The sequence below is a fragment of the Mycobacterium colombiense genome (genome assembly GCF_003284935.1).
Lineage (GTDB): Bacteria > Actinomycetota > Actinomycetes > Mycobacteriales > Mycobacteriaceae > Mycobacterium > Mycobacterium arosiense_A.
Window position 1 is genome coordinate 19,886 of the sequence record NZ_QMEV01000022.1, and the last position, 25,284, is coordinate 45,169.

Genomic DNA, 25,284 nt, shown 5'->3' on the forward strand with positions numbered 1-25,284 from the left:
GCGGATGCCCGGTCAGTGGAACACGGGTCTGGGACTCAGCCGGTGATCAGGTCCCACAGGGCTCCGGCGCTCGCGTGCATCGCCGCGTCGGTGACCCGCTCGTCCCAATACCGCACCGAGCCGAACTCCGAGCGCCACGCCAGCGCCGCGCGGGTGAACTCGTGCAATCGGTGCTCACGGGTGGTGCCGATCGCGCCGTGCACTTGATGGGCGTTGCGCACCACCACCGAGGCCGCATGGCCGGCGCACGAACGCGCCACCGCCACAAGGAACTCCAAGTTGAGCGCCGACCATTGACTGACGATCCCGGCGTGCAGTGCGGCCTCGGTCGCCGCCCGGGCGAGCGCGGCCTCGGCGGCGATATCGGAGATCAAGTTCTGTACGGCCTGGAAGCTGGACAGCGGGCGGCCGAACTGAATCCGCGCGGCCGCGTGGTCGATGCACAGCGCCAGGATCCGATCCAGGGCGGCGGTCACTTGGATAGATCGCACCAGGGCGGCTTTCAGCCGTAGCTGGGTGAGCCGGGCCGCGGTGACCGGAACCCCGTGCAGACCAGCCAGATCGGCGGACACCGTGTCGCGCGGCTCGCCGATCAGGTTGCTGCCCGGCGTGATGGTGAGCTGCTCGGTGGCGACGTCGGCGACCCGGTGCCCGCCCTCGGCTCGCCACACGACCGCGATCCGATCGGCGGAAGCGGCCCAGGGCGCGGCGGTCGCGCCGCCCCGCTTGTCGAGCACGCACACGGTCCGAACCGCGTCGTCGACGGGAAGCCCCGTCGCGTCCAGCAGCCAGCAGGCCAATAAGTCGTGCTCGGCCAACGGGATTCGGACGCCGTGGCTGGCGGCCGCGCTCACGAGTTCGGCGGCTTCGTACCAGGTCGCGCCACTGCCGCCGTGCTGTTCCGGACCGGTCAAGCGCACCAGCCCGAGCTCGTCGAGGTGCCGCCACAGGGCGGGGTCGCGCTCGATCGTCGCCGCGGGCGGGTGGGTTTCGCGGTAATCGGAGAAAACCGCGTCCATCATTTCGACGAGGGCGCCGTCAACGGAGGGCCCGGTGCTCATCGCATGCCCAACCCGCGCGCGAGCACGCCACGCAGGACTTCGTTGGTGCCGCCGCGCAGCGTGAAGCCGGGCCGCTGATCCACGGCCGCATTCATCAGGTCGGAGAAGGCCGAGTCCGGCGAGTCCTGCTGGTCGGAGAATTCCGCGATGTCGCCTTCGGTGGTGGTGCCCAGCACCTTGACGACCGCGGCCGGGAGGTCTGCGGGTTCGTGCCGTTCCAGCGCGCCGGCCACCGCGGCGGACATCTGATGTAAGCCGGCGATGCGCGCGACCAGGCGGCCCAGCGTGGGGTCGCGGGGGATGGTGTTCGCCGCCATGCGATCGGCGCACGCCGCCAACAGCACGAACGTGGACAGGAACCGCTCGGGTCCGCTGCGTTCGAACGCGAGCTCGGAAGTCACCTGCTGCCAGCCGTTGCCGATATCGCCGAAGACCATGGCGTCGGTGACGAATGCCGAATCCAGGATCACCTCGTTGAAGTGGTGGGCGCCGTTCATCGACACGATCGGACGGATCTCGATGCCGGGGCCGCGCAGGTCGACGATGAACTGGCTCAGTCCCGCGTGCCGGTTCGCCGGGTCCACCGGCGCGGTGCGGGCCAGGGCGATGAACGCGTGCGCGAGGTGGGCGCCCGACGTCCACACCTTGGTGCCGGTCAGTGACCAGCCGCCGTCGGCGCGGGTCGCGCGGGTGCGCACGCTGGCCAGATCGGAGCCCGAGTCCGGCTCGCTCATCCCGATGCCGAAGAAGCATTCCCCGCGCACGATTCGCGGCAGGAATTCCGACTTCTGGTGTTCCGTACCGTATTTGAGGAGCGAGGGCACGATCTGGCGATCGGCGATCCAGTGCGCCGCCACGGGTGCCCCGGCGGCCAGGAGTTCCTCGGTGACGACGAACCGTTCCAGGAACGAGCGCCCGTGGCCACCATATTCGGCCGGCACCGTCATGCCCAGCCAACCGCGGGCCGCGAGGGCGGCGGTGAAGTTTTCGTCCCAGCCCGTCAGCCAGGCGTCGACCGACGGGGTGAACGCGCCGGCGGCCAACTGGTCGGCAAGGAAGTCGCGCACCTCGTTGCGCAACTCATCGGTCGCCGCGGCGTCGGCGCTGACGGGTGGCACCAAACGGTGGAGTGCCATCAGCGCGTCCCCGGGGTGGCGGTATCCAGACGTGAGCTCATGCCGGCAACTCTAGTGAGCACTGCTTGGTTCGAGATCAACTGAAGGCGTGCTGTTCGAGACTGAAGCGCTCCCGCAGTAGGCGCTTGAGCAGTTTTCCGCTGGGGTTCTTCGGCAGGGCGTCCACGAAGAAGACGCGTTTGGGGGTCTTGAATCCGGCCAGGTGCTCGCGGCAGTGAGCGAGTAGGTCGTCCTCGGTGAGAACGGCGCCGTCGCGCGGGACGACGGCGGCCACCACCGCCTCCACCCACACCGGATGGGGCAGGCCGAACACCGCGACTTCTTCAACACCGTTGTGGCGGTAGATGATCTCCTCTACCTCCCGGCCGGCCACGTTCTCGCCACCGGTCTTGATCATGTCCTTCTTGCGGTCGACGACGTGCAGCAGTCCGTGTTCGTCGTAGTAACCCAGGTCCCCGGAGTGAAACCAGCCGCCCTTGAAGGCCTCGGCGGTGCGTTCCGGGTCGTCGAGGTAGCCCAGCGCCAAATGCGGGCTGCGGTGGGCGATCTCGCCGACCACGCCGGCGGCGACGGGGACGTCGTCGTCATCGAGGATGGTGGTTTCCACATTGAGCACCGGCCTGCCGGCCGAACCGGCGTGCGCGTCCTGCTCGTCGGGTCCGAGGGCGGAGGCCAGCGGCGCCATCTCGGTCTGTCCGTAGAAGTTCCACAGCCGCAGGTGGGGCAGCCGCTCGCGGATCTCGTGCAGGATTTCCACCGGCATTGCCGAGGCGCCGTAATAGCCCTTGCGCAGGCTGGACAAATCCACCTGATCGAACACCGGTGAGCGCAGTAGCGAGATCCACACCGTCGGGGGAGCGAAATAGTTGGTGACGCGGTAGCGCTCGATCGTGCGCAGGACCGCCTCGGGCTCGGGCCGCGGCAGGATGATGCTCGTGGCGCCGAGGTAGAGGTCGGTGGCCAGGAAGTTGTCCAGCTGCGCGCAGTGATACAGCGGCAGCGAATGGATCTCGACGTCGTCGTGCGACATCTCGCCGGCGACGATCGTGCTGACGTACTGCCACATCAGGCTACGGCTGGTGTGGATGGCGGCCTTGGGACGGGATTCGGTTCCGCTGGTGTACATCAGCCGCACCGGCTGGTCGTCGTCGATGTGCGGGTTCGGGGCCGGTGAGTCGGTGGTCAGCCATCCGGCGAAATCGGCCCACCCGGGTACGCCCTGGTGTCCCCTCGGCACCAGGGCGACTTTGGTCCTGACCACACCGCCGCGCCGCATCGCTTCGTCGGCCCTCGCGGTCAAATCCGCCTCGACCACCACGCCGCCGACCCGACTGTGGCCGAGGATGTAAGCGATCTCCTCGGCGGTCAGCATGAAGTTGATCGGCACCAAGACCACTCCGGCGCGCGCCGTCGCGAAGGCCAGCACGGCGTACTGCCAGCAGTTGCGTGATAAGAGTCCTAATCGGCCGCCGGGACCAAAACCGCTGTCGTGCAACGCTGCCGCGGCCCGGTCTACCAGACTGTCGAATTCGGCAAATGTCAGCGTGACACCGTCGTCGATGATCGCGATCTTGTCCGGATGCCGGCGGGCCGATCGCCGGGGAATGTCGCCGAGCCCGTGGCGACGCGCCCGTTCGATCATGACGTCGAGGTCATCGGACTGCATGTCGGTCACGGTAAGCGCCAACGCCGGTTCGCGGGTCGCGCGTGTCCCGCTGAGTAGACAAGCGCTGCCCACGGTCGGGAATCGCGCCGATACTCGTCGCCATGAGCACTGGTGTCCCCGTCACTGAAACCGCCGGATGGGCGGGCGCGGATCCCGATGAAGTCGACGAGCTTCGGGCAAACCTGCGCCAAGCGGACCCCGGGGTTCTGGTCGCCGTTCTGGCGCAGCTGACCGGTGATCCGGCCGTCGCCACGCGCTTCGGATCCAAAATCGCCCATGTGCCCGACCCGCCGGAGCAGGCCGGCGTCACCGATCCGGAGACGGCTGCGCAGCTCATCGAGGAGATCGTCACGGCACTGCGGGAGCCGCGCCGGGCGGACGCGGTACCCGCCGACGACCGCGACCTGTTCGCCCGCATCGCCCCCATCGCGCTCGGGGGAGAGGTCGCCCCCGAGTACCTCGGACTGCTGCTGGAACAGGGCGGATTCCAGCCTTCGCAACCGGTGCTGCCGCGCACCGCAAAACTCCCCGCCGACTTCCGGGTTGTCATCATTGGCGCGGGCATCGCAGGGATAACCGCCGCCCTCGCGTGTGCCGACGCCGGCATCGACTACCAGATCATTGAGCGCAACGACGAGGTGGGCGGGACCTGGTACACCACAAGGTATCCCGGTATCGGCGTGGATACACCGTCGGCGTATTACTCACTGTCGCGCGACATCAACGGTGACTGGTCGAGCTACTACCCGCAAGGCGCGGAGTACCAGGCCTACCTGGTTTCGGTAGCCGACAAGAACGATCTCCGCACACACACCCGGTTCGGTACGACGGTCGAAGCGCTGTGGTGGGAGGAGCGGCGCCGGCAGTGGCAGATCCGGTCGGTCGGCCCAGACGGAAACCGCGACGTCAGTTATGCGAATGTGGTGATCCCGGCCGCCGGGTATCTCAACCGGCCGCGTTGGCCGGATCTGCCTGGCCGCGAGACCTTTTCGGGAACTTCCATCCATTCGGCGCGGTGGGATCCCGAGCTCGATCTCACGGGCAAGAGGGTCGCGATCATCGGGGCAGGCTGCACCGCGGTCCAGATCGTCGACGCGTGCGTGGACCGGGTCGCGCACATGACGGTGTTTCAACGGCAGCCGCACTGGGTCGCGCCGCGACGGCGGTCGTCCGACGATGTTCCGGCCTACCGACGGTGGCTGGGCACCCGGTTGCCGTACTACGCCAACTGGATTCGGCTCAAGTCGTATTGGGGGACATCGGACAACAACTATCCGGTGATCCTGCATGACGAGGACTGGGCTGCCGAGCATCTGTCGATTTCGCCGGCCAACGACGTGTTGCTGCAGATGTGCCTCGACTACATCGATCGCACGTTCGGCGCGGGAAGCGAGCTCGCCCGCAAGCTCACGCCCGACTTCGCTCCGTACGGCAAGCGGATCATCCGTGATCCCGGCGGCTACTACGCGGCGCTCGCCCGCGGGCACGTGGACGTCGAGGCCAGTGAGCCGGCCCGGGTCAACGAGGCCGGGATCGTGACGGAAGACGGCAGACAAATAGACCTCGACGTGATCATCTACGCCACCGGCTACTACCTGGATTTCCTTTCCACGGTGGATATCCGGGGCCGAGACGGCAAGAAGCTGACCGACGAGTGGGGCGACGCTCCCAGGGCCTACCGCGGCGGGATGGTGCCCGGATTCCCCAACATGTTCATTTCCTCGGCACCCAACTACAGCCCGGGGCACGGGGCCGGCCATAACTTCGGCGTCGAGGTGATGGTGCACTACGTGATGGAATGCCTGCAGTTGATGGCGCTGCGCGAGGCCGCCAGCCTGGAGGTGACGCAACGCGCCTACGAAGATTACGTGGACGGCATCGATGCGACCATGGCCGGTACCGTATGGCGCCACACGCCATCGGCCCACACCTACTATCGCTCGGGCGGCCGGATCGTGATCGCCTTCCCGTACCGCCTCATCGATTTTTGGCACGACCACCGCGCCCCGGTCGAAGAGGATCTCGAGCTTCGATGAGCGACGGGATGCTCTGCGGCAGAACGGCTTTGGTTACGGGTAGTAGCCGAGGTATCGGGCGTGCCGTCGCGCAGCGGCTGGCGGCCGAGGGTGCCACGGTGGCGGTGACGGCCCGTTCGCACGCCCCTTCTTTGTCGATGCGGGCCGGTATGACCGCCGCCCTGCCCGGCACCATCGGCGAAACGGTTGGGCTGATCGAGGCCGCCGGGGGGTCGGCCTTCGGCATTGCGGGCGACCTGGAGGACCCCGCGCAACGCGACGCCTTGGTCGACGCGGTCCTCGACCGGACCGGCCGCATCGACATCCTGGTCAACAACGCCGGTTTCGCCGACTACTCGGTGGTCGAGGGCATGAGCCTGGACACCTTTGACCGCACCGTGGAGCACTACCTGCGGACACCGTTTGTGTTGACCAAAGTCGCTGTCCCGCACATGCGTAGGCAAGGCGCCGGATGGATCGTCAACATCGGCTCGGTTACCGGAGTGGCACCGGTGCGTCCCTATCGCGAATACAACAAAACATCCGGCGACGTCATCTACGCGTCATGCAAGGCGGCGCTGCACCGCTTCACGCAGGGTGTGGCGGCCGAGCTCCTCGACGCCAACATTGCCGTGAATTGCGTCGGCCCATCGACCGCGGTCCGCACACCCGGTGCCGCGCAGCTGATTCCGGATACGTTCCCGACCGAACCCGTCGAGTATTTGGCCGAGACCGTGCTGGCGATGTGCCATTTGCCGGCTGCCGAGCGCACCGGCTTGGTCGCATTCAGCCTGCATTACCCGTGGTCGCAACGTCTACCGGTGCACAGCCTGAACGGCACCGAATTGCTGCCCCCGTTAGAGCCGCCGGCGACCGCCAATCCGAATATCGCTCCGGCGGGGATCTGAGACGACGCTGCGCATGCTCGCTCGCACCGAATCGAGTACCGCATCGCCTGACCTATCCGTCGAGCCGAAGAACGGCTGCGTCGCTCCGGCAGAAACTGTGGCAGACGCGATCGCGCACGATGACGTCGGGGCATTCGGGGTCGAACCAACGGTCCACCACCGCCCAGTGGATCGGATGCATCAGGTAGGGCCCCATCAACCCGTCCGTGTCGGTGAAGAGTTGTTCGAACACATGGCTCCACGCCGAGACACCGATCGCCTCGTCGACCCTGCTCAGCTGCCAGTCGGTGATGGTGTGCACGTACCGGGGCATCAGTTGCAGGTCGGCCTCGAACCGGGCAACGGTGTCCCCGTCGGTGCCCGCCGTCACGCTTAAGAGCAGCGCTCGGTACACGGTTCCAGGCTTGTCGCCGGTGCGCACGGGCGTCCCGGAATAGGCCGCGCCGTTCACCCGGCTGACCGCGGGGTCGTCCAGGATCTCGGCGAAACGCATTGCCGCGCGATCCCATTGATCCTTCGAGGCGAAGCGCAGCCGCATGAGAATATCGCCCCCGTTGCGCGAGGCGGGCAGCGTCGGCTCCACGACCCATGGCCGGGACGCCGCCGCGGTCGCGGCGCCGCGTAACTCGCCGAGGATCCGGTCGCGATCGGGCTCGGCGACGTCGATCAGGCGCGTGACGCTATACATCGCACAGTCCGTCGACGTCATCGGCAGCCGCGGCGAAGGACCTCGACCGCTCGGTCACCAATTCGCCGATCCGCGACCACCATTCGCCCAGCGCCGGGTCCGATCGACCCTGCCACGTCATCTCCCACCACGCCCGCGCACCGGGCAGCGTCCAGGTAGCCGTGATGACGTTGACGTCGTCGTCCAACCAGATCGGTGGGCTCACCAGGACGTTGCGCAAGGTCATGCCCCGTTCGCGCGCTCCGGGCGCGTATTCGGCGAGGTACGTGTCCACGAATCGCTGGGCGCACCCGGGGCGGGTCACAACCCGGTCGATCACGAAGACTTCGCCGTCGGCCATGAGCCGACCGTATGGCATCTTGAGCATGTGGCGTCGTCGGCTCCCGGCCACCGGGAACCTACCGGCGCAGCAGCTCGGTGAGCGCCGCGGCCGCCTCCTTGCGCGCCCGGTGTGCGATGTCGAGCATCGGCATCGTCATGAACCCGTGGATTCCGCCGTCGTAACGCAGTTGGCTGGTCGGCACGCCGGCCGCGGCCAGCGCTGCGCCGTACGCCAATCCCTCGTCGCGCAGCGGATCATGGCCGGCGACCACCAGCACGGCGGGCGGAAGCCCTCTCAGGTCGGCGTTGCGCGGGGCGGCGTAGGGGTGCGCGCGGTCCTCGAGCGATGGCACGTAGCAATCCCAGTACCACTGCAGCGCCGGCTTCGGGTTGTAGTAGCCCTGGCCGAACAGCCGGTAGGACTCGGTGTCGAAATCGGCGGCGATCACCGGGTAGAGCAGCAGTTGACTCGCAAGCGCCGGGCCGCCGCGGTCGCGAGCCATGATCGCGGTCACCGCGGCCAGGTTGCCCCCGGCGCTGTCACCGCCCACGACCAGACGCCCGGGGTCGGCCCCGAGCGCGGCGGCGTTGGCGTGGGCCCAGCACGTCACGGCGTAGACGTCCTCGGCGGCCGCCGGCCAGGGATTCTCCGGAGCCAGCCGGTAGTCGACCGAAACAACAACGGCGGGAACAAGATTGGTGATGCTGCGGCAGAGACCGTCGTGGCTGTCCAGGTCGCAGAACACAAAACCGCCGCCGTGCGCGTACACCACGATGGGCAGGGGCCCCAGGGCCTCCGGTCGGTATACGCGCACCGGGATCGGTCCGCCCGGACCGTCGACGCAGCGATCGGCGACCTCGGCGACGGGTTCGGGCTGCGCCGCCGGCACCACCCTGGACCGGATGAGCGCCCGGGCCTCGGCGCCGCTCATCTCCTGAACCGGTGGGAAGCCGCCATCCAGTTGCCCGATGATCGCGGCGATCTGGGGGTCGAGGCTCACGCGTACTGCAACGCGGGGCGCGGGAAACGCAGCGGACGCAAGGGCTGCAGGGTGGGCGCGACGCGGTGCGGGCCGTCCTCGGCGTGCCGCCAGATGCCCATCGCGGTCATCCGAACCGGGGCGATCAGTCGTTGGTCGAACGTCATCCGATTCATCGGACCGCACACTGACACCGCCGCGACGGCTTCACCGGGATCGCCGATGGGCGCCGCCACGCATCCGAATCCGGGCAGCGATTCCTCGCGCTCGAAGGCGACGCCGTGCGCGCGCACCCGGGACAACTCGACGGCCAGCTGCGAACCGGTGGCGATCGAGTACTTCGTCTTTCGCACCCGCAGGTCCACCGGCGCGTCCTCGTCGCGGTAGGCCAGGATCGCCTTCCCGACGGCCGTGCAATGAGCGGGCTGACGGCTGCCCACCCGCGTGGGCATCGGCGTAAGCGGCGAGTCGCCGACCTTGTCGAGGTAGACCACGTCGGGGCCGTCCAGCACCGCGAGGTGCACGACAAGCCCTGTGGCCCGGTGCAATTCGCCCAGCAAGGGAGCGGCAGCGCGCACCAGTCGGTCCTGATGCACGGCCAGCGATCCCAGCTCGACAAGGCGCATGCCGAGCTCGTAGTCGCGGCCGCTGCGGCGCAGCCAGCGCAGCTGCACCAGGCGCTCGAGCATCCGGTGCGCCGACGAACGCGGCAGGCCGGTGCGCCGGACGATCTGGGCCAGCGTCAGCCGGCCCGGGCCGTCGAACGCGTCCAGGACGAGCGAGATGCGGTCGATGACCGCGGTGGGGGTTTCGGCGGGCGCGGACACTGAACCTCCTGGCTGGAATATTCCTATTAGGAAGATAGTTCTATCACACCGGTGTGGTCGCTGTCACACACCATCGGTGGGGCGCGCGAGGTGACCACGCCGCGGATCGCGGTGCGGTCACGCTCGCGATAAAGGGGCGACTCAGCCCTTGGCGGCCGACCGGCCGGCCCGGCGGCCGTAGAAGCTGCCGTCACCCAGCGAGACGCCGCTGGCGTAACCCCAGGCGGCCAGCCCGGCGGTGCACCGGCCCGCGGCGAAGAGCCCCGGGATGGGCGCGCCGCTGACGTGCAGCACCTCGGCGTCCAGCGTGGTGGCCAGTCCGCCCAGGGTGAAACCGCCGGTGTTCTCCCGCAAATCCACCGCGCCGACGGGGGAGCCGATCGGCTTGATCCACTCCGGCTTCTTGTGCAGCAGCGGATCCTCGCCGCGCGCGGCGCCCTCGTTGTACGCCGCGACCGTCGCCTGCAGCGACCCCGGCGGCAGTCCCATGTCGCGTTCTAGGTCGGCGACGGTGTCGGCCACCCAGGTCGCCGGGCGCAGCATGAACTTCGGCGACCACGAGGCCATCGCCTCCTCCTGGGCGTCGCCGTCGATGATCAGGTAGGCGACGTTGTCCTGGTGATAGAGGGTCAGCTGGCCGATCCTGCCCGGGTAGGTGTCCTCGGCGACGTAGCGCTGCCCGCGGCCGTTGACCAGGATGCCCCGCACAAGTTGCTGCGGGTCGATGAAGATCGCGACCTCGGTGGCGTCCATGTGCGCCAGGTCGGCGCCCAGCGCCTGCGCCATCCGGATCGCCTGCCCGTCGTGCTGCTCGATCGAGGCGGCCGGGCGCCCGGCGATCCGCGGCGCGTAGCGCGCCACCATCGCGTCGTTGTAGGCGAAGCTGCCCGTCGCCAGCACCACACCGGTGCGCGCCCGGATGCTCATCTCGGTGCCGTACCGGCGGGCGCGGATGCCGACCACCCGGCCGTCGGATTCGGTGATCAGTCGCTGCACCCGCACGTCGTAGAGCGCGCGTGCGCCTGCGGCGGTGGCTGTTTCGACGAGGGGCTTCATCAGCATGTAGCCGGCGCTGGCCTCACCCTGCTTCTTGTTCTGCATCTGCGGCACGTGCCCGCGCGGGGCGGGGGAGGCGATGGTGTTGAACGGGAAGGAGTTTTCGCCGCCGCTGTACATCAGCCCCTGATCGCCCATCGGCTCCCAACCGGGCTCGGAGAAGAACTCCGCCTTGAACGGCACGCCGCAGCCGACCAGCCACTCGAAGTGGGCGACGCTGCCGGCGCAGTAGTCGGCGATCCGCTGCTCGTCGGCGCCGGGGCCCATCGCCACGTTGAGGAACGCCGCCATGTTGTCGACGGAATCGGTGAAACCGCAGGCCTTTTGGATCGGTGTGCCGCCGCCGAGTAGATGAAGCCGCCGGCCATCGACGCAGCGCCGCCCCACGAGCCGGTGCGCTCGAGCACCAGGACGTCGGCGCCGGACCGGGCCGCCTCCACCGCCGCGGCCGCGCCGGCGACCCCGTAGCCGGCGATGACGACGTCGGCCTCGTCATCCCACGAGGCGATCGAGGACGCCGCGAGCGGCGTCACGTCCGATTCGGGCGTCACAGCCGCATGGCCGCGGGCATTTCGCCGACCCACTGGTGGCCCCAGTAGCTGTCGGCGGTGATTTCCTCTGCGGTGTAATAGGTTTCGTCGACCCGCATCCCGTCGGTACCGAACTCGATGTCCCAGTCACCGGGTGCGCGGACGTAGAACGAGACCATCTTGTCGTTGGTGTGCCGGCCCAGGGTGGACGAGAGCTGGAATCCCTCGGCGTTGACCCGGTCCAGCGCCTGCCCGACGGCGTCGAGGGTGTCGACCTCCACCATGATGTGGACCAGGCGCGGGTCGCGCTGATGTGCGGCCGGCACGATCGCCAGGCTGTGGTGGCGCTCGTTGATCCCGAGGAACCGAACCCGCACCGGCCCAAACTCTTTGGGCAGCGGCACTCGGAAGGCGCCGCGGGCCCGGAACCCCAGGACCTCGGTGTAGAAGTCGAACAGCCCGTTGGGGTCGGTGGCCGGCACCACCACGTGCCCCAAGCCCTGGTCGCCGGTGACGAATCGCGCGCCGAACGGCGTGACGACCGGGCTGTGGTCGAGCACCGCGCCGTGAAACACCTCCAGCGTGGTGCCGGCGGGATCCTCGAACGTGATCACCTCTTCGACGCGGCGCGCCTCGGCCTCGTCGGGGGACAGCTGCTTGTAGGCCACGCCGGCGCCGTCCAGGGTGACCTGCACTCGCTGCAGGGCCGGGTGGTCGCGCACCTCCCAGCCGACGGTCAGCACCCGGTCGGACTCTCCGGGCACCACGATGAGCCGGGCCGCCCGTTCGTCCATCCGCAGATACAGCGCCGACGGATCGGGGCCCTTACCCTCGGCGAACCCCAGCACGCCGAAGGCGAACTGCCGCCAGCGGTCGATGTCGTTGGTCGAAATGGTGATGTAGCCAAGGCTTTTCAGGTCGCTCACGTCTGCTCCTAGATCAGGGCCCGCAGCGGACCCTCGGGCGGGTCGATGCCGATCGAACTCAGCGCCGACGCGTGGTAGGTGGTGCCGGGCACGTGGATGGCGTGCATCTGGCCGACGTGCACGTCGCGCCAATATCGTTGCAGCGGTTTGTCCATCCGCGCCGCGTTGCCGCCCGAGCGGGCGAAGATCTCGTCGACCGCCGACACCGCGCGCCACACCGCGCGCACCTGCGTGCGGCGCCCGGCAGCGCGATCGGCGAACGACACCTCCTTGCCGGCGGCGACCATGTCGTAGATGCGGTCGGCGTTGGCCAGCAGTTCCTGGCGCGCGGCGTTGATGTCGGCGGCCGCCTCGCCGATCGCGTGCATGACGTAGGGGTCGTCCTTGATCGCGGTCCCGGTGGCGCCGACGCGCTCGCGCTGATAGTCCAGATGCGCGGCGAGCGCGCCCTCGGCGATGCCGATGGTGGCCGCGGAGATGCCCAGCGGGAACATCGTCGACCACGGCATCAGGTAGAGCGGTTCGGTCATCCCGGCCTCGCGCTGGGCGGTGCCGTCCATCACCTTGGTCGCGTCCATGGTCCGGTAGCTCGGCACGAACGCGTCCTTGACGATCACGTCCTTGGAGCCGGTTCCGCGCAGCCCCACCACATTCCACGAATCGTCGACGATCTCGTAGTCCTTGCGCGGCAAGATCATGTGCAGCATCTGCGGCGGCATCAGCGGGATGCCCTTCTCGTCGCCGAGCATGGCGCCCAGGATGATCCAGTCGCAGTGGTCGGTGCCCGAGCTGAACTGCCAGCGGCCGTTGAAGAGGTATCCACCGTCGACCGGTTTGGCCACGCCCTGCGGCGCGTAGGGGGAGGCCATCCAGGTGTCGACGTCGTCGGCCCAGATTTCGGCGGCGACTTTCGGATCCGCGTAGGCCAATTGGTAGGGGTGCACGCCGACGACGCCGACGATCCAGCCGGCCGCCGGATCCAGTGCCGCGGTGGCCATCGTCGTCTCGGCGAACTCGCGGGGGTGCACCTCGAAGCCCTGGTACTGCTTGGTCTGCAGCATCCGGATCAACCCGGCGCCCTTCATCAGCTTGACGGTGTCGTCGGTAAGCCGGCCGATCTGCTCGGCCGTGGGCGCCTGCTCGCGCAATTGGTCGGCCATCTCGACGACCCGGTCAAGTACCCGCTCGCTCATGTCATCGTCCTTACGTGTGTGGGCTCAGTAATGGTCTACCGCAGTCGGCGCCGGTCCCAAAGGAAATCCCGATGAGCGGACGCCATCGGCGTCAAAATTCGACGTGAACCTCGACGCCGGCCGCCCTCGCCTGGCAGGCGAGTATCAGGCCGTCCTCGAGATCCGCCGCGTCCAGGACGTCGCACGGCGCCATGTCCACCCGCCCAGCGGCCACGGTCGCCACGCACGAGCCGCACCGACCTTCGCGGCAGGAATGGGGCACAGCGATACCCGCGTCGAGCAGCGTCTCGACCAGCGTTTGTCCGGGAGGCCAGCCCAACCGGTGCCGCCGGCCGTCCAGCTCGACCTCGAGGCGTGTGGCGTCGGGCATGAGCCGATTGTCGGGCGATGGCCACCGGGCGGCGGGCCCGCACGCCCGGTGGCCGGGAAGACTCACCGCAAGCGTCCGGTCACCGGGAGGCGGCGCGGTCCGCGCGGGCCAAGGCCCTACGGTGATTGCTTGTGAGTGAGCCCGGCGCAGCGTCCCTCGACGTCGTCGTGGTCGGCGCGGGGTTCGCCGGCCTGTACGCCCTGCACAAACTGCGCGGCCAGGGCCTGTCGGTGCGGGTGCTGGAGGCCGCGCCCGAGCTGGGCGGCACCTGGTACCACAACCGGTATCCGGGCGCGCGCTGCGACGTCGAGAGCGTCGACTACTGCTACTCGTTCTCCGACGAACTCCAGCAGGAATGGAACTGGACCGAACGGTATGCCACCCAGGCCGAGATCCTGGCGTACCTGAACTGGGTCGCCGACAAGCTCGACCTGCGCTGCGACATCGCGCTGCGCACCCGCGTGGCCTCGGTGCACCTCGATGAGGCGACGCTGCGCTGGACCGTCACCACCGATGCGGGACAACGTTTTTCGGCACGCTTCGTGGTGATGGCGACCGGCCCGCTGTCGGACGCGCTGACCCCGGACTTCCCCGGCCTGGACACCTTCGCCGGCGAAATCCACCACACCGCGAGGTGGCCGCACCGGCCCGTCGACTTCCGCGGCAAGCGGGTGGCGGTCATCGGCACCGGATCGTCGGGCATTCAGTCGATTCCGGTCATCGCCGAGTCCGCCGCCCATCTCTACGTGTTCCAGCGCACCCCCAACTACAGCGTCCCGGCCGGCAACAAGCCGCTGTCCGCCGCGGAGCTCGACGAGATCAAGGCGGGTTACGCGCAGCGCCGTGCGCTGTCGTGGCGCAGCGGCGGCGGCTCGCCGCACGTCACCGCGCCGAAGCCGACGATGCAGTTCACCGCCGAGGAGCGGCGCGCGGCGTTCGAAAAGCGTTGGCAGCAAGGCGGGGTGCTGTTCTCCAAGACGTTCCCGGACCAGATGACCGACCTGGAGGCCAACGACGAGGCCCGCAGGTTCTACGAGGAGAAGGTGCGGGCAGTCATCGACGATCCGGCCGTCGCCGACCTGCTGATTCCCACCGACCACCCGATCGGCACCAAACGAATCTGCACCGACAGCAACTACTTTCAGACCTTCAACCGGCCGAACGTGTCGCTGATCAGCGTGCGGGCCACCCCGATCCGATCCGTCGACGCCACCGGGATCACCACCGCCGGCATCGATGGCAGCGAAGCCCACCACGACGTCGACATGATCGTGCTGGCAACGGGTTTCGACGCGTTGACCGGGGCGCTGGGCAAGATCGACATCGTCGGCCGGCACGGCACCGCCCTGCGCGAGGATTGGGCGCACGGCCCCCGCACGTATCTGGGGCTCGGCGTCGACGGCTTCCCCAACCTGTTCTTGGTCTCGGGCCCGGGGGCGCCCGCCGTCCTGGCGAACATGGTGCTGCACGCCGAGGCCCAGGTGAATTGGATCGCCGACGCCATCGCCTTCCTCGACCTGAACGGGTACGCCGCCCTGGAAGCCACCGTGGACAGCGTGGACGGGTGGGGCGCCGAATGCGCCCGCCGCGCCGAGACGACGCTGTTCACCAAAGCGAACTCCTGGTACATGGGCGCCAACGTGCCGGGCAAGCCGCGCGGCTTCATGCTGTTCACCGGGGGCTTCGCGACGTACAACGACATCTGCGCCGAGGTCGCCGGTGCCGGCTACCGCGGCTTCGATCTAATCGAATGATGACGGGATTGCGGGACAAGGTCGTCGTGGTCACCGGCGCCGCGAAGGGGACCGGCCGGGTGCACTGCGAGCGGTTCGCCGACGAGGGCGCCGACGTGATCGCGCTCGACGCGGCGCCTAGCTAGCCGCGGGACAGGAACGCCAGGACGGTGCTTTCGAACGCCGCCTTGGCCTCGATCATCGCCCAGTGCCCGGAGTTGGGGAAGATGTGCAGCTCCGCGTTGGGAATGGTGCGCATCGGGATCAGCGCCATGTCCGGCGGGCTCACCCTGTCGTCGCGGCCCCAGGTCAGCAGGGTCGGCGCGGTGAGCTTGTGCATCGTCGCCCACGGCAGCGGCCGGTCGGAGGCGTTCAGCGCGGCGTTCATCCCGGAGAATGCCGCCTTGCCGTACATGCGGCGCGCCGCGGCCAGGGTGCCGTCGTCGGTGGCCAGCTGCCAGCGTTCCTCGATCAGCTCGTCGGTGACCAGCGCCTGGTCGTAGACCATCGACTTGAGCCAGTCGACCAGCCGCTGCCGCGTGGGGTCTTCGACGAATTCCTGCAGCAGCCGAATCCCTTCGCTGGGGCTGGGGCTGAAGATATTGGTGCCGATCCCGCCGATGGTCACCAGCCGATCGACGCGGTCCGGACTGTGGGTCGCGAAGTTGATGCCAACGCCACCGCCCATCGAGTTGCCGACGATGTGCACCTTGTCGACGCCGAGCTTGTCCAGGAAGGGCGCGACCGTGCCGAAGGCGGTCACCATCGGATGGCCGCCGAAGTCGTCGCTGACCCCGAAGCCGGGGAACTCGAGGATCAGGCAGCGAAACCGCGCGGCGAAAGCGGGCAGCACCCCGCGAAAGTTGCGCCAGCCGGTGACACCGGGACCGGAGCCGTGCAGGAACAGCAGCGCAGGACCCGAATGGGATCCACCGGTGTCGTAGTAGCGCAAAGCGCCCTTGTCAGTGCCGATTTCGCGCAGGTCGTGCGCCGCGACGCTCGCCGGTTCAGAAGTGTCTGCCACGGATGTCACCCTGCCATGCCGTGCCGGCGAGGGCGGACGGGGTTCCGCTGACCGGGCGGATCAGCCCGGGCGATCCCCCGGGTCGCCGCAATTCAGCAGCTCCTTGAGCGCGGCGGGGAACGCATCGGCGAGATCCCAGAGGTCCGGAACCAGGTCCGGGCAGGAGATGATGCCGATGCCCAGCCGGCCGTTGAGCGACATCACCGTGATGTTCAGCGCGGCGCCGGCGATGATCGGGCCGAGCGGATACATCGCGTCGAGCCGGCAGCCCAGGAAGTAGAGCTGTTCCTGCGGGCCGGCGACGTTCGACATCACCAGGTTGTGCGGCGGGTTCTCGGGCAGGGGGAGGCGCGGCAGCAGCCTTCGGGCGGCGCCGAACACGGTCTGCCCGGCCAGTTGCGTCCAGTCGTGTAGCAGGGTCGGGCCCAGCGCCGCGGAGTGGTCCTTCGCGGCGGCATTTCCGGCGGCGATGCTCGCCAGCCGTTGCACGGGGTCGTCGATGTGGGTTTCGAGGCGGCACAGCATCCAGGTCATCTGGTTGCGGCCCGTGCGGGTGGACTTACCGCGGACCGACACCGGCACGCTCGCGACCAGGGGGACGTCGGGCAGCGCGTGGCGGTCCTGGAAGTACTGCCGTAACGCCCCGGCGCACAGCGCGGTCACGACGTCGTTGACCGTCACCCCGAACCGGCGTTTGACGGCTTTGACGTCCTCGAGGTCCATGCTGGTCAGCGCGATGTTGCGGCGCCGGGTGAACGCCCCGTTGAACGCCGTCGGCGGCGCCGCGAACGGGGCCGCCATCGTCTTGCCCCCGCCGCCGGCGCGCAGCACCGTCTCCGCCACGGTGAGCGCCGTGGCCGGCAGGACCCTGGCCAGCCGCCACGGCCGCAACGCCGCCCCGATCAGCCCGCTCGCGGCGATCTGGAGCGGATTCGCCGCGGCGGCGCGCTCGGCCGGTTCGGGTGGGGGCGCGTCCGGCACGCCGCTGCACAGCTGCGCGAGCAGGTGGGCACCGCCCACACCGTCGACCACCGCGTGGTGGACCTTGAGGACCACGGACAGGGCATCGGTGCCGTGCAGGCCCTCGATCACCCACATCTCCCACAGCGGCCGATCGCGATCGAGCGGCAGTCCCGCGACGTGACCGCAGATGTCCGCTAATTCTCTGGGGCCCCCGGGTGAGGGCAGGGCCACCCGGTGCAGGTGGCGAGCGAGGTCGAACCGATCGTCGTCGACCCACACCGGATGGTCGAAGTTGAGTTCGTTGTCGGCCAGCTTGAGGCGGAATTCGGGCACGGCATCGAGCTGTGCGGACAGCGCCGCGCGGAAGCGGTCGAAGGAGTAGCCCCCCGGCATCGTCGCGGGATCCAATTCCATCACGCAGCAAACATTCAAAGGCTGCGTCGGCGATTCCAGATGCAGAAAGAACGCGTCCAATCCGCTGAGTCGTTGCATTATTGCTCGTCTCGTTTGTGCGGCCATGACCGCTGGTCACATGACCCGCAGTCGTCGCGGGGCTCCTCGAGCGCACACGATCGGAAGACCGCAGTCTTTTGGTGTGTGACTTCTATCTGTAGCCGTTGAGGGGCTTTTGGCAAACATTCGTCAAGACATTTAACGAAATCGCCACGCCGCGGACGCTCGCCGCGGCCGGCGGCTGTCCCATGGCCGACCCCTTTCGCCCACCGCCCGCGGCGTAAAACCGCCTGGCGGACAACAGGTTTCGCAGCGCCGGCGAGCTCCGCCTCCTACGGCTGGCGGGCCATCGCGGAGTCGGGCGCCGCCCAGTCGGTCGAGACTTTGCGGTGCTGGATCAGCCAGTCGCCACCCTCGGGAACCAGGATGTCACGGTACCGGCCGTAGTGGTCCAGACCGATGTGGGTGACCACGGTGAAATAGGAGTCGACCCGGGCCCGGTCGGGTGTCACCTCGGTGAACAACACGTTCGCGACGTTATGGCGCACAATTGGTTTGACGTCGGCGTCGACGGCGATCCGTCCGCTGACACCGCCCAGAAAGGTCGCGATCTCCGCCCGCCCGTGCAAGGGCTCGAGACCCCGGATCTCGAGGACCCCGTCGCGGCAGAACGTCGCCGCCAGATCGTCGAGCCGGCCGGCGTCGCCGGACCAGTTGTAGCGCGCCAGGACGTCGCGTATTCGCTCGCGGGCGACCAGTTCCCACATCTCCACCGTCTCGACTCCTCGCCCGCCGACCGTTTCGGGTGAACAGCCTAGGCCCGTCGGGCGGGCGCGCCGCAGCGAGGCGGGCCGGTATGGCCAATAACACCGGGTCGCAACGGCTTTGAGCCACCGGTGCGGGCTGTGGCGAAGGCTACCCGCCGCCGACGTTTCGAGAATCTCGCGGTTGGGCAATAAAGGGGGCGACCGCACGACACGGGCGCGTGCACGCCATGGAGGGAGAACGCATGTCGGACAAGAGTGGCCCCGAGGAAGCGATCGAGGGCATCGTCGAGGGCGTCAAGGGCAAGGTCAAGGAAGTCGCCGGCGCCGTCGCCGGGCGCGACGACCTGATGCGCGAAGGCCGGGCCCAGCAGGACAAGGCCGACGCGCAGCGCGAGGCGGCCCAGAAAGAGGCCGAAGCCGAGAGCGCCCGCAAGGCCGCCGATATCAACGAGGCGCGGCAAAAAGCCGAGCAGTAGCGGTACTCGAGGGGCCCGGTCGCACGCGTGGCCGGGCCCCGATATTCCCCACTTCCGCGACTCGCGGTAGCGGAATACAGTGGGTGGATGAAACCCGGCGAGGACGGCGTCCACCTGCGCACGTGTCCGTTGTGTGAGGCCATGTGCGGCTTGGAAATTCATGTCGAGGACGGCCGCGTCACCGGCATCCGCGGCAACCGTGACGATGTGTGGAGCCGCGGACATCTGTGCCCGAAGGGCACCTCGCTTGCGGCCCTGCACGACGATCCGGACCGCATCCGAGCGCCGATGATCAAGGTTGACGGCCAGTGGCAGGAAGTCAGTTGGGACGCGGCGTTTCGCCGTTGCACCGAGCTGCTGACCCCTGTGATCGAGAAGTACGGCATCGGCGCGGTCACCGCCTACACCGGCAATCCGCTGGCGCACTCGTTCTCGCTGGCCCGCTATGCCGGCGTGCTGATGGGGATGTCTGGCATGCCCGTCACGTATTCGCCGGGAACGGTCGACCAGTGGCCGAAGAATCTGTCCTCGCACCTGATGTACGGCCTGTGGTGGAACTTCCCGGTGCCCGACATCGAACGCACCGACCTGCTGGTGATCATGGGCGCCAACCCGGCCGCCTCGCAGGGTTCACTGTTGGCCGCGCCCAACGTGATGGGCCTGATCGACGGTATCCGCAAGCGCGGCAAGGTCATCGTGATCGACCCGGTGCGCACCCTGACCGCCGCGCGCGCCGACGAGTGGCTTCCCATCGTGCCGGGAACCGACGCGGCGCTGTTGCTGGCCGTCGCGCACACCCTCTTCGCCGAAGGCCTGACCAACCCGGGGCCACATGTCGACGGTGTCGACACCATGCGGGCCGCCGTCGCGGACTGGCCACCGGAGCGGGTCAGCACCGTCACGGGCATCGACGAAGACCGCATCCGACGGCTGGCCCGCGAACTCGCCGGCACCGAGAGATCGGTGGTGTACGGCCGAATCGGCCTGTGCAATCAGGAGTTCGGCAGCCTTGCCAGCTGGCTGGTGGACGTCATCAACATCCTGACCGGTCACTTCGACACCCCCGGCGGGGCGATGTTTCCCACCCCGGCCGCCTGGTCCATCACCACCGCGCCGCTGCCCGGGTTGGAGGACGGCGCAGCGGAATTCGGTCGCTGGCACACCCGGGTGCGCGGCGCCAAGGAGGTGCTCGGTCAGGCGCCGGTGTCATGCATGGCCGAGGAGATCGCCACACCGGGCGATGGGCAACTCAAGGCGCTGATCACCGTGGCGGGCAACCCGGTGTTGTCCACCCCGGCCGGCGACAAGCTCGACGAAGTGCTGCCGATGCTGGAAGCGATGATCTCCGTTGACCTTTGGCTCAACGAGACGACGCGGCACGCCGACGTGATCCTGCCCGGGCTGTCCCCGCTCGAGCAACCGCACCACGACGATCTGATCCTGCTCTTCGCCATCCGCAGCATCGCGAATTATTCGGCCCCGGTGTTCGATCCGGGCGATCGCCCGCACGAATGGGAAATCCTGATCCGGCTGACCGGCCTGTGCACCGGCACCCCGGCCGAGGACGTGGACGTCGCGGCGATCGACGACGGCTTCTTCGACTACCTGGCCTTCACCCGCGGACTCGACGGGGCCGAGATCCGCACGCTCTACGACCACGGTGGACCCGAGCGAATGCTCGACCTCACCTTGCGGACGGGGCCGTTCGGCGACCAGTACGGCAAGAACCCGGGCGGTCTCACGCTGGACATGCTCAAGGCCAACCCGAACGGGATCGACTTCGGCCCCATGGTGCCGCAGCTGCCCGACCTCCTGGCCACCTCGGACAAAAAGATCCGGCTCGCCCCGCAATACCTGCTCGACGACCTGCCGCGGCTGGCCGCACGCATGGAGCGGCCCGCCGAACCGCTCGTCCTGGTGAGCCGCCGGCACCTGCGATCGAACAACACCTGGCTGCACAACGTACCCGCGCTGATGAAGGGAAAAGACCGGTGCACGTTGCTGATCCATCCTGACGACGCGGCCCGGTGCGGCATCGCCGACGGCGACGTCGTGACGGTGAAATCGGAGGCCGGCGAGATCAAGGTGCCCGTGGAAGTCACGGACTCCATCAAGCCCGGGGTCGTGTCGATGCCCCACGGCTGGGGGCACGGCAAACCGGGCACCCGGATGTCGGTGGCCAACAACTCACCCGGCGCGAACACCAACGTGCTCTCCCCGCCGACCTTCATCGACGAGCCCTCCGGCAACGGCGCGCTCAACGGCATTCCTGTCACGATCATCGATGATCAAGCGCGATTCTCGCCCGCGCCAACCTGATTGGTCTGCTGATTAACGGGCGATGTCCCGTTGTGGTTCATCTCACCCCGGCGCCGATCCGATGAACCTTTTACGGGGTGGCCGTCGTCCGCATAGGCATGACTGCAACAACGTATTCCCCCTTCCCGCCTCGGGCCGCGGGCCGAGGATGCGGCGCTCCCCGGATCGCCGGTACCGCGGTGGCTTTCACGCCGCACCGCTACAACCAGGACGAGGTCGCGCGCGAACTCACCGAATTCACCGATCCGGGATTCGTGCGCTTCGCCCAGACCGCCGGCGTCGACCAGCGCAGCCTCGCGCTGCCGCTGTCGCGGTATCCGCGGCTGAGCGGTTTTACCGAGGCCAACGACGTGTACCTCGAGGTCGCCGTCGACCTCGGTGAGCGGGCGATCAATTCGGCGCTGGAGGCCGCCGGCGTGGCCGCCCACGAGGTCGACACCATCGTGGTGGTCTCCAGCACCGGAATCGCCGTGCCCACCATCGACGCACGACTGATGACGCGAATCGGGCTGCGGCCCGACGTCAAACGCGTCCCCCTGTTCGGGCTCGGATGCGTGGCCGGCGCCGCGGGCATGGCGCGCGTGCACGACTACCTCCGCGGCTACCCCGGCCACGTGGCGGTGCTGCTCTCTGTCGAACTGTGCTCGCTCACGCTGCAGCGCGACGACACCTCGATCCCCGCCCTCATCGGCGTCTCGTTGTTCGGCGACGGCGCCGCGGCGGCCGTCGTTTCCGGTGGAGACCGAATTCCCCTGGCGGACAGCGCCAGCGGCCCGCGTATCCTGGCGACCCGCAGCAGCGTCGTCCCCGATTCCGTTGACGTGATGGGCTGGAACGTCGGTTCGAGCGGGTTCCAGCTGGTGATGTCGCGCGAGGTCCCGAAAATGGCCGACGACCACCTGCGCGCCGAGGTCGACGCGTTTCTGGCCGGCCACGGGCTGACCGTCGCCGACATCTCTGCGTGGGTCTGTCATCCCGGCGGTCCGAAGGTCCTCGAATCGATCGAGGGGGCGGTCGGCCTGCCGGCCGAGGCGCTGGCGCACAGCCGAAACTCGATGCGCGAGAACGGAAACGTGTCGTCGGTCTCCGTGCTGGACGTGCTGCGCCGCACGGTCGCCGCGCCGCCGTCCGACGGCGCGTTCGGGGTGATGCTGGCGATGGGGCCGGGGTTCTGCTTCGAGCTACTCCTGCTGCAGTGGTGACGGGGGGCATCGAATGTACTACTACCTGTTGGTCCTCGCGATCGCAGCCGAGCGGCTGGCCGAGTTGGTGGTCGCCCGGCGCAACGCCCGATGGTCAATGTCGAACGGCGGCAAGGAGTTCGGCCGCGATCACTACCCGGCGATGGTCAGCATGCATGCGCTGCTGCTGATGTCGTGCGTCGTCGAGACCTGGAGCCTCGGGCGGCCGTTCATCTGGTGGCTGGGCTGGCCGATGCTGGCCGTCGTCGCGCTCAGCACGGCCGTGCGGTGGCGCTGCGTCACCGTGCTGGGCAGGCGCTGGAATCCGAGGCTGATCGTCATCCCGGACGCGCCGTTGGTCCGGCGGGGACCGTACCGCTGGATGCGCCACCCCAACTACGCCGCGGTCGCCGCCGAGGTCGCCGCGCTCCCGCTGGTGCATTCCGCGTGGCTGACCGCGGTCGTGTTCAGCGCGGCCAACGCCGCGGTGCTGAACGTGCGGATCCGCGCGGAGAACGCCGCGCTGGGCTACGCCTGACCGGCGCCGGCCCCGATCAGGGGGCGATGGGCCGATTGGTCCACTGGCGGTCGGGGCGGCGCGCCGAGCGGAACCATCCGCCGGCCGCGCCGGTGCCCCCGTCGGTGGGGATGGTGTGACCGGTGACGAACCCGGACAGGTCCGAGGCCAGGAACAGGATCGCCCGGGCCTGATCCTCGGGCACGCCCATCCGCCCGACCGGGACCCACTGCGGCCACTGCGCCTGCTCCTCGGCCGAAAGCCATTGGGAGTAGGGCACTTGCAGGGATTCGGTGACATCGGGTGCGATCGCGTTGACCCGCACCCCGTCGTTGCCTACCTGGACGGCGAGGCTGCGGGTGAACGCGATGACGGCGGCCTTGAAAGCGGCATAGACCGGATCCTCCGGATAGCCCCGCAGCCCCTCGACCGACGAGACGTTCACGATCGCACCGGCGCGCCGCTCAACCATGGTCGGCAGGAACGCGTGGGTGACGAGGAAAACGTGGTGCAGGTTGATGCGGTAGAGGTCGTTCCACAACCCGGGGTCGGTGTCGGCGAAGCTTCCGGGGTGCCGCAGCCAGTGGCCCACGTTGTTGACCAGCACATCGACCCGGCCGAACCGGTCGAGGACCGCCCGGGCCAAGCGGGCGACCTGATCGGGGTCACGGACGTCGGTGGCGACCGCCAGGGCGGACCCGGCGGATTCGGTGATCGAGGCGGCCGTCGCGGCGGCCAGGTCGGCGTCGATGTCGGCGATGACCACCTCCGCGCCGTGTTCGGCGAACAGCCGCGCGGTCGCCGCGCCGATACCGCCCGCGCCGCCCGTCACGACCGCCACCCTGCCGGCCAGCAACGGAACGGGGCGCTTCGCGTGTGTCATCGCTCATATCTTCGGGCATGCGATGGGCTGGACAACAGCCGGTCCGCCCGGATCGAGCCCGCGCAAGGACCGCGAAAGAGTTAGACCAGTAGTACCCATCTCGTCGCGCAGCAAACGTGACGTACCCGACAATTGTATTCCGTTCGTTTCCCATTAACCTCGCGCTGCGGCGGGTACCCGCCTTCCACTTAGGAGGTTGAAGCCCAATGGTGAGTGCAACCGAACCGGCCCGCATATTGCCGAGCGTGGCGATCACGCGGCGCGTCCACCATCGCCACAGCCCGCAATCGGTCGCAGTCGGGCTCGCCAGCCGCCTGATCGTCAAGAACACCGTCCGCGCGTGGGCGCTGACGCCCAACCTCCGCTGGCCGTTCGAATTCGTCGACGGCGTCGCGGGGCTGGTCCCGCGTGTCGGGTCCGACGCGACAATCGAGCCGGTGCGACTGGAGCACTGCGCCGCGGAATGGGTCCGCGCGCCCGGCGTATCGGGGGAGCGGGCCATCCTGTATCTGCACGGTGGCGCCTTCCTCACCTGCGGCCTCAACACCCATCGCTCGATGGTGGCCCGCCTGTCGAAAGCGGCCGACGCCGCGGTGCTGACCGTTGCCTACCGGAAACTGCCCGCCCACAAGATCACCGATGCCATCGACGACGGGATCAACGGCCTTCGGTGGCTTCAGGATCGCGGTTTCGACGGCGACCAGATCGTCGTCGCGGGCGACTCGGCCGGCGGCTATCTGGCGTTCATGACCACCCTGCTGGCGATCAGCGACGACATCATGGAGCCGGCCGGCGTGGCGACCATCTCGCCGTTCACCGATGCGGACCCCGTGCGAAAGCTCAAGCACCGCAACGCCCGCAAGTGCTCCATGTTCACCCGCCGCGCATTCTCGATGTTCGCTCAATACCTCAGCAAGGCACAGGTTTTCGAGGGCCGCGGTGATGCCACGGTGGCCTCGCCGGTGGACGCCGACCTGTCCTCGATGCCGCCGGTCACCATTCACGCCAGCTCCGACGAGCTGTTGGTCGCCGACGCCGAATTGATGGCGAAACGCCTGGAAGCCAGCGGGATCCACTGCGATCTGCATTTGTGGGACGGCCAGATTCACGACTTCCCGATAGCGGCCGACGTCTTGCCCGAGGGCAGGCGTGCCCTGAAGTACATCGGTGATTTCGTCAAGGATGTCACCGCCGCGCGCAGCAAGGCCCCGAGCGTGCGGGGCCTGCGCAACGCCGCGGTTGCGGGTTGAAGGCTGCGAAAGTACTTGCCCCGCAGGCCGGTTCGCCACTC

Annotated in this window: 22 protein-coding genes and 2 pseudogenes; 9 read left to right on the forward strand and 15 right to left on the reverse strand. The window is 68.6% G+C overall.

What is annotated here, in order from left to right; translation table 11 throughout:
• Positions 1–35: 35 nt before the first annotated feature.
• The 3 genes from DQP57_RS12525 to DQP57_RS12535 form a co-directional block, all read right to left on the reverse strand.
• Complete coding sequence (locus DQP57_RS12525; RefSeq protein WP_112633287.1) at positions 36–1,061, reverse strand: acyl-CoA dehydrogenase family protein; 1,026 nt, start codon at positions 1,059–1,061, stop codon at positions 36–38.
• The gene (locus DQP57_RS12530; protein WP_112633288.1) at positions 1,058–2,197 is read right to left on the reverse strand and encodes an acyl-CoA dehydrogenase family protein; all 1,140 of its coding nucleotides are present in this window, start codon (positions 2,195–2,197) and stop codon (positions 1,058–1,060) included. The genes DQP57_RS12525 and DQP57_RS12530 overlap by 4 nt, the downstream gene beginning before the upstream one ends.
• A 76-nt stretch (positions 2,198–2,273) precedes the next feature.
• On the reverse strand, positions 2,274–3,872 hold the full coding sequence (locus DQP57_RS12535) for an acyl-CoA synthetase (protein WP_205869107.1): 1,599 nt from the start codon (positions 3,870–3,872) through the stop codon (positions 2,274–2,276).
• Between the two features lie 92 nt (positions 3,873–3,964).
• Here DQP57_RS12535 and DQP57_RS12540 point away from each other — a divergent pair, with 92 nt between their 5' ends.
• Both DQP57_RS12540 and DQP57_RS12545 read left to right on the forward strand, forming a co-directional pair.
• Positions 3,965–5,899: a flavin-containing monooxygenase gene (locus DQP57_RS12540; protein WP_112633289.1), complete on the forward strand. Its 1,935-nt coding sequence runs from the start codon at positions 3,965–3,967 to the stop codon at positions 5,897–5,899.
• Positions 5,896–6,786 (forward strand): SDR family NAD(P)-dependent oxidoreductase, encoded by an 891-nt coding sequence (locus tag DQP57_RS12545; RefSeq protein WP_112633290.1) that lies wholly within the window; start codon positions 5,896–5,898, stop codon positions 6,784–6,786. The genes DQP57_RS12540 and DQP57_RS12545 overlap by 4 nt, the downstream gene beginning before the upstream one ends.
• Positions 6,787–6,838: 52 nt before the next feature.
• On the opposite strand, the gene DQP57_RS12550 is transcribed toward DQP57_RS12545, so the two are convergent.
• The 8 genes and pseudogenes from DQP57_RS12550 to DQP57_RS12585 all read right to left on the reverse strand — a co-directional run bounded on the left by DQP57_RS12550 (position 6,839) and on the right by DQP57_RS12585 (position 13,677).
• A complete protein-coding gene (locus tag DQP57_RS12550; protein ID WP_112633291.1) occupies positions 6,839–7,474 on the reverse strand; it encodes a Dabb family protein in 636 nt (211 codons plus the stop codon).
• Complete coding sequence (locus DQP57_RS12555; protein WP_112633328.1) at positions 7,467–7,814, reverse strand: hypothetical protein; 348 nt, start codon at positions 7,812–7,814, stop codon at positions 7,467–7,469. The genes DQP57_RS12550 and DQP57_RS12555 overlap by 8 nt, the downstream gene beginning before the upstream one ends.
• Before the next feature lie 58 nt (positions 7,815–7,872).
• Positions 7,873–8,796, reverse strand: a complete 924-nt coding sequence (locus DQP57_RS12560) for an alpha/beta hydrolase (RefSeq protein ID WP_112633292.1) — start codon at positions 8,794–8,796, stop codon at positions 7,873–7,875.
• Positions 8,793–9,602, reverse strand: coding sequence for an IclR family transcriptional regulator (locus tag DQP57_RS12565; protein WP_112633293.1), 810 nt, complete (start codon positions 9,600–9,602; stop codon positions 8,793–8,795). The genes DQP57_RS12560 and DQP57_RS12565 overlap by 4 nt, the downstream gene beginning before the upstream one ends.
• Positions 9,603–9,743: 141 nt before the next feature.
• A pseudogene (locus tag DQP57_RS12570) lies at positions 9,744–11,209 on the reverse strand (FAD-dependent oxidoreductase).
• Positions 11,206–12,114, reverse strand: a complete 909-nt coding sequence (gene bphC / locus DQP57_RS12575; RefSeq protein ID WP_112633294.1) for a biphenyl-2,3-diol 1,2-dioxygenase — start codon at positions 12,112–12,114, stop codon at positions 11,206–11,208. The pseudogene DQP57_RS12570 and the gene bphC overlap by 4 nt, the downstream one beginning before the upstream one ends.
• Before the next feature lie 8 nt (positions 12,115–12,122).
• A complete protein-coding gene (locus tag DQP57_RS12580) occupies positions 12,123–13,307 on the reverse strand; it encodes an acyl-CoA dehydrogenase family protein (RefSeq protein WP_112633295.1) in 1,185 nt (394 codons plus the stop codon).
• Positions 13,308–13,398: 91 nt separating this feature from the next.
• Complete coding sequence (locus tag DQP57_RS12585; RefSeq protein ID WP_112633296.1) at positions 13,399–13,677, reverse strand: 2Fe-2S iron-sulfur cluster-binding protein; 279 nt, start codon at positions 13,675–13,677, stop codon at positions 13,399–13,401.
• Positions 13,678–13,808: 131 nt separating this feature from the next.
• Between DQP57_RS12585 and DQP57_RS12590 the strand changes: the two genes are divergently transcribed.
• Both DQP57_RS12590 and DQP57_RS12595 read left to right on the forward strand, forming a co-directional pair.
• Positions 13,809–15,431 (forward strand): flavin-containing monooxygenase, encoded by a 1,623-nt coding sequence (locus DQP57_RS12590; protein WP_112633297.1) that lies wholly within the window; start codon positions 13,809–13,811, stop codon positions 15,429–15,431.
• Positions 15,431–15,544 (forward strand): annotated as a pseudogene (locus DQP57_RS12595) (SDR family NAD(P)-dependent oxidoreductase); the annotation flags it as partial. The gene DQP57_RS12590 and the pseudogene DQP57_RS12595, both read left to right, overlap by 1 nt.
• Before the next feature lie 8 nt (positions 15,545–15,552).
• Here the strand turns inward: DQP57_RS12595 and DQP57_RS12600 are convergent.
• The 3 genes from DQP57_RS12600 to DQP57_RS12610 all read right to left on the reverse strand — a co-directional run bounded on the left by DQP57_RS12600 (position 15,553) and on the right by DQP57_RS12610 (position 18,623).
• Positions 15,553–16,434, reverse strand: a complete 882-nt coding sequence (locus DQP57_RS12600; RefSeq protein WP_205869108.1) for an alpha/beta fold hydrolase — start codon at positions 16,432–16,434, stop codon at positions 15,553–15,555.
• A gap of 60 nt (positions 16,435–16,494) precedes the next feature.
• Positions 16,495–17,889: a WS/DGAT/MGAT family O-acyltransferase gene (locus DQP57_RS12605; protein WP_112633298.1), complete on the reverse strand. Its 1,395-nt coding sequence runs from the start codon at positions 17,887–17,889 to the stop codon at positions 16,495–16,497.
• Between the two features lie 293 nt (positions 17,890–18,182).
• On the reverse strand, positions 18,183–18,623 hold the full coding sequence (locus DQP57_RS12610; RefSeq protein WP_112633299.1) for a nuclear transport factor 2 family protein: 441 nt from the start codon (positions 18,621–18,623) through the stop codon (positions 18,183–18,185).
• A 236-nt stretch (positions 18,624–18,859) separates the two neighbouring features.
• Between DQP57_RS12610 and mbp1 the strand changes: the two genes are divergently transcribed.
• The 4 genes from mbp1 to DQP57_RS12630 all read left to right on the forward strand — a co-directional run bounded on the left by mbp1 (position 18,860) and on the right by DQP57_RS12630 (position 23,131).
• Complete coding sequence (gene mbp1, locus DQP57_RS12615; RefSeq protein WP_112633330.1) at positions 18,860–19,093, forward strand: microaggregate-binding protein 1; 234 nt, start codon at positions 18,860–18,862, stop codon at positions 19,091–19,093.
• An 87-nt stretch (positions 19,094–19,180) separates the two neighbouring features.
• Positions 19,181–21,412 carry a molybdopterin-dependent oxidoreductase gene (locus DQP57_RS12620; RefSeq protein WP_112633300.1) on the forward strand — a complete coding sequence of 744 codons (2,232 nt, stop codon included), beginning with the start codon at positions 19,181–19,183 and terminating at the stop codon, positions 21,410–21,412.
• A gap of 179 nt (positions 21,413–21,591) precedes the next feature.
• The gene (locus DQP57_RS12625; RefSeq protein ID WP_205869109.1) at positions 21,592–22,614 is read left to right on the forward strand and encodes a type III polyketide synthase; all 1,023 of its coding nucleotides are present in this window, start codon (positions 21,592–21,594) and stop codon (positions 22,612–22,614) included.
• Positions 22,615–22,627: 13 nt separating this feature from the next.
• Positions 22,628–23,131, forward strand: coding sequence for an isoprenylcysteine carboxyl methyltransferase family protein (locus tag DQP57_RS12630; protein WP_112633301.1), 504 nt, complete (start codon positions 22,628–22,630; stop codon positions 23,129–23,131).
• A gap of 16 nt (positions 23,132–23,147) precedes the next feature.
• On the opposite strand, the gene DQP57_RS12635 is transcribed toward DQP57_RS12630, so the two are convergent.
• The gene (locus tag DQP57_RS12635; RefSeq protein WP_112633302.1) at positions 23,148–23,993 is read right to left on the reverse strand and encodes an SDR family NAD(P)-dependent oxidoreductase; all 846 of its coding nucleotides are present in this window, start codon (positions 23,991–23,993) and stop codon (positions 23,148–23,150) included.
• Positions 23,994–24,238: 245 nt separating this feature from the next.
• On the opposite strand from DQP57_RS12635, the gene DQP57_RS12640 reads away from it, so the two are divergent.
• On the forward strand, positions 24,239–25,243 hold the full coding sequence (locus DQP57_RS12640) for an alpha/beta hydrolase (RefSeq protein ID WP_430919018.1): 1,005 nt from the start codon (positions 24,239–24,241) through the stop codon (positions 25,241–25,243).
• Positions 25,244–25,284: the final 41 nt, after the last annotated feature.

Excerpts from the sequence above, each read along its gene's own strand:
- DQP57_RS12635 (WP_112633302.1), bottom strand. The coding sequence starts at position 23,993 with ATGACACACGCGAAGCGCCCCGTTCCGTTGCTGGCCGGCAGGGTGGCG.
- DQP57_RS12585 (WP_112633296.1), bottom strand. The coding sequence starts at position 13,677 with ATGCCCGACGCCACACGCCTCGAGGTCGAGCTGGACGGCCGGCGGCAC.
- DQP57_RS12555 (WP_112633328.1), bottom strand. The coding sequence starts at position 7,814 with ATGGCCGACGGCGAAGTCTTCGTGATCGACCGGGTTGTGACCCGCCCC.
- DQP57_RS12525 (WP_112633287.1), bottom strand. The coding sequence starts at position 1,061 with ATGAGCACCGGGCCCTCCGTTGACGGCGCCCTCGTCGAAATGATGGAC.
- mbp1 (WP_112633330.1), top strand. The coding sequence starts at position 18,860 with ATGTCGGACAAGAGTGGCCCCGAGGAAGCGATCGAGGGCATCGTCGAG.
- DQP57_RS12580 (WP_112633295.1), bottom strand. The coding sequence starts at position 13,307 with ATGAGCGAGCGGGTACTTGACCGGGTCGTCGAGATGGCCGACCAATTG.
- DQP57_RS12605 (WP_112633298.1), bottom strand. The coding sequence starts at position 17,889 with ATGCAACGACTCAGCGGATTGGACGCGTTCTTTCTGCATCTGGAATCG.
- DQP57_RS12540 (WP_112633289.1), top strand. The coding sequence starts at position 3,965 with ATGAGCACTGGTGTCCCCGTCACTGAAACCGCCGGATGGGCGGGCGCG.
- DQP57_RS12620 (WP_112633300.1), top strand. The coding sequence starts at position 19,181 with ATGAAACCCGGCGAGGACGGCGTCCACCTGCGCACGTGTCCGTTGTGT.
- DQP57_RS12550 (WP_112633291.1), bottom strand. The coding sequence starts at position 7,474 with ATGTATAGCGTCACGCGCCTGATCGACGTCGCCGAGCCCGATCGCGAC.
- DQP57_RS12545 (WP_112633290.1), top strand. The coding sequence starts at position 5,896 with ATGAGCGACGGGATGCTCTGCGGCAGAACGGCTTTGGTTACGGGTAGT.
- DQP57_RS12630 (WP_112633301.1), top strand. The coding sequence starts at position 22,628 with ATGTACTACTACCTGTTGGTCCTCGCGATCGCAGCCGAGCGGCTGGCC.
- DQP57_RS12530 (WP_112633288.1), bottom strand. The coding sequence starts at position 2,197 with ATGGCACTCCACCGTTTGGTGCCACCCGTCAGCGCCGACGCCGCGGCG.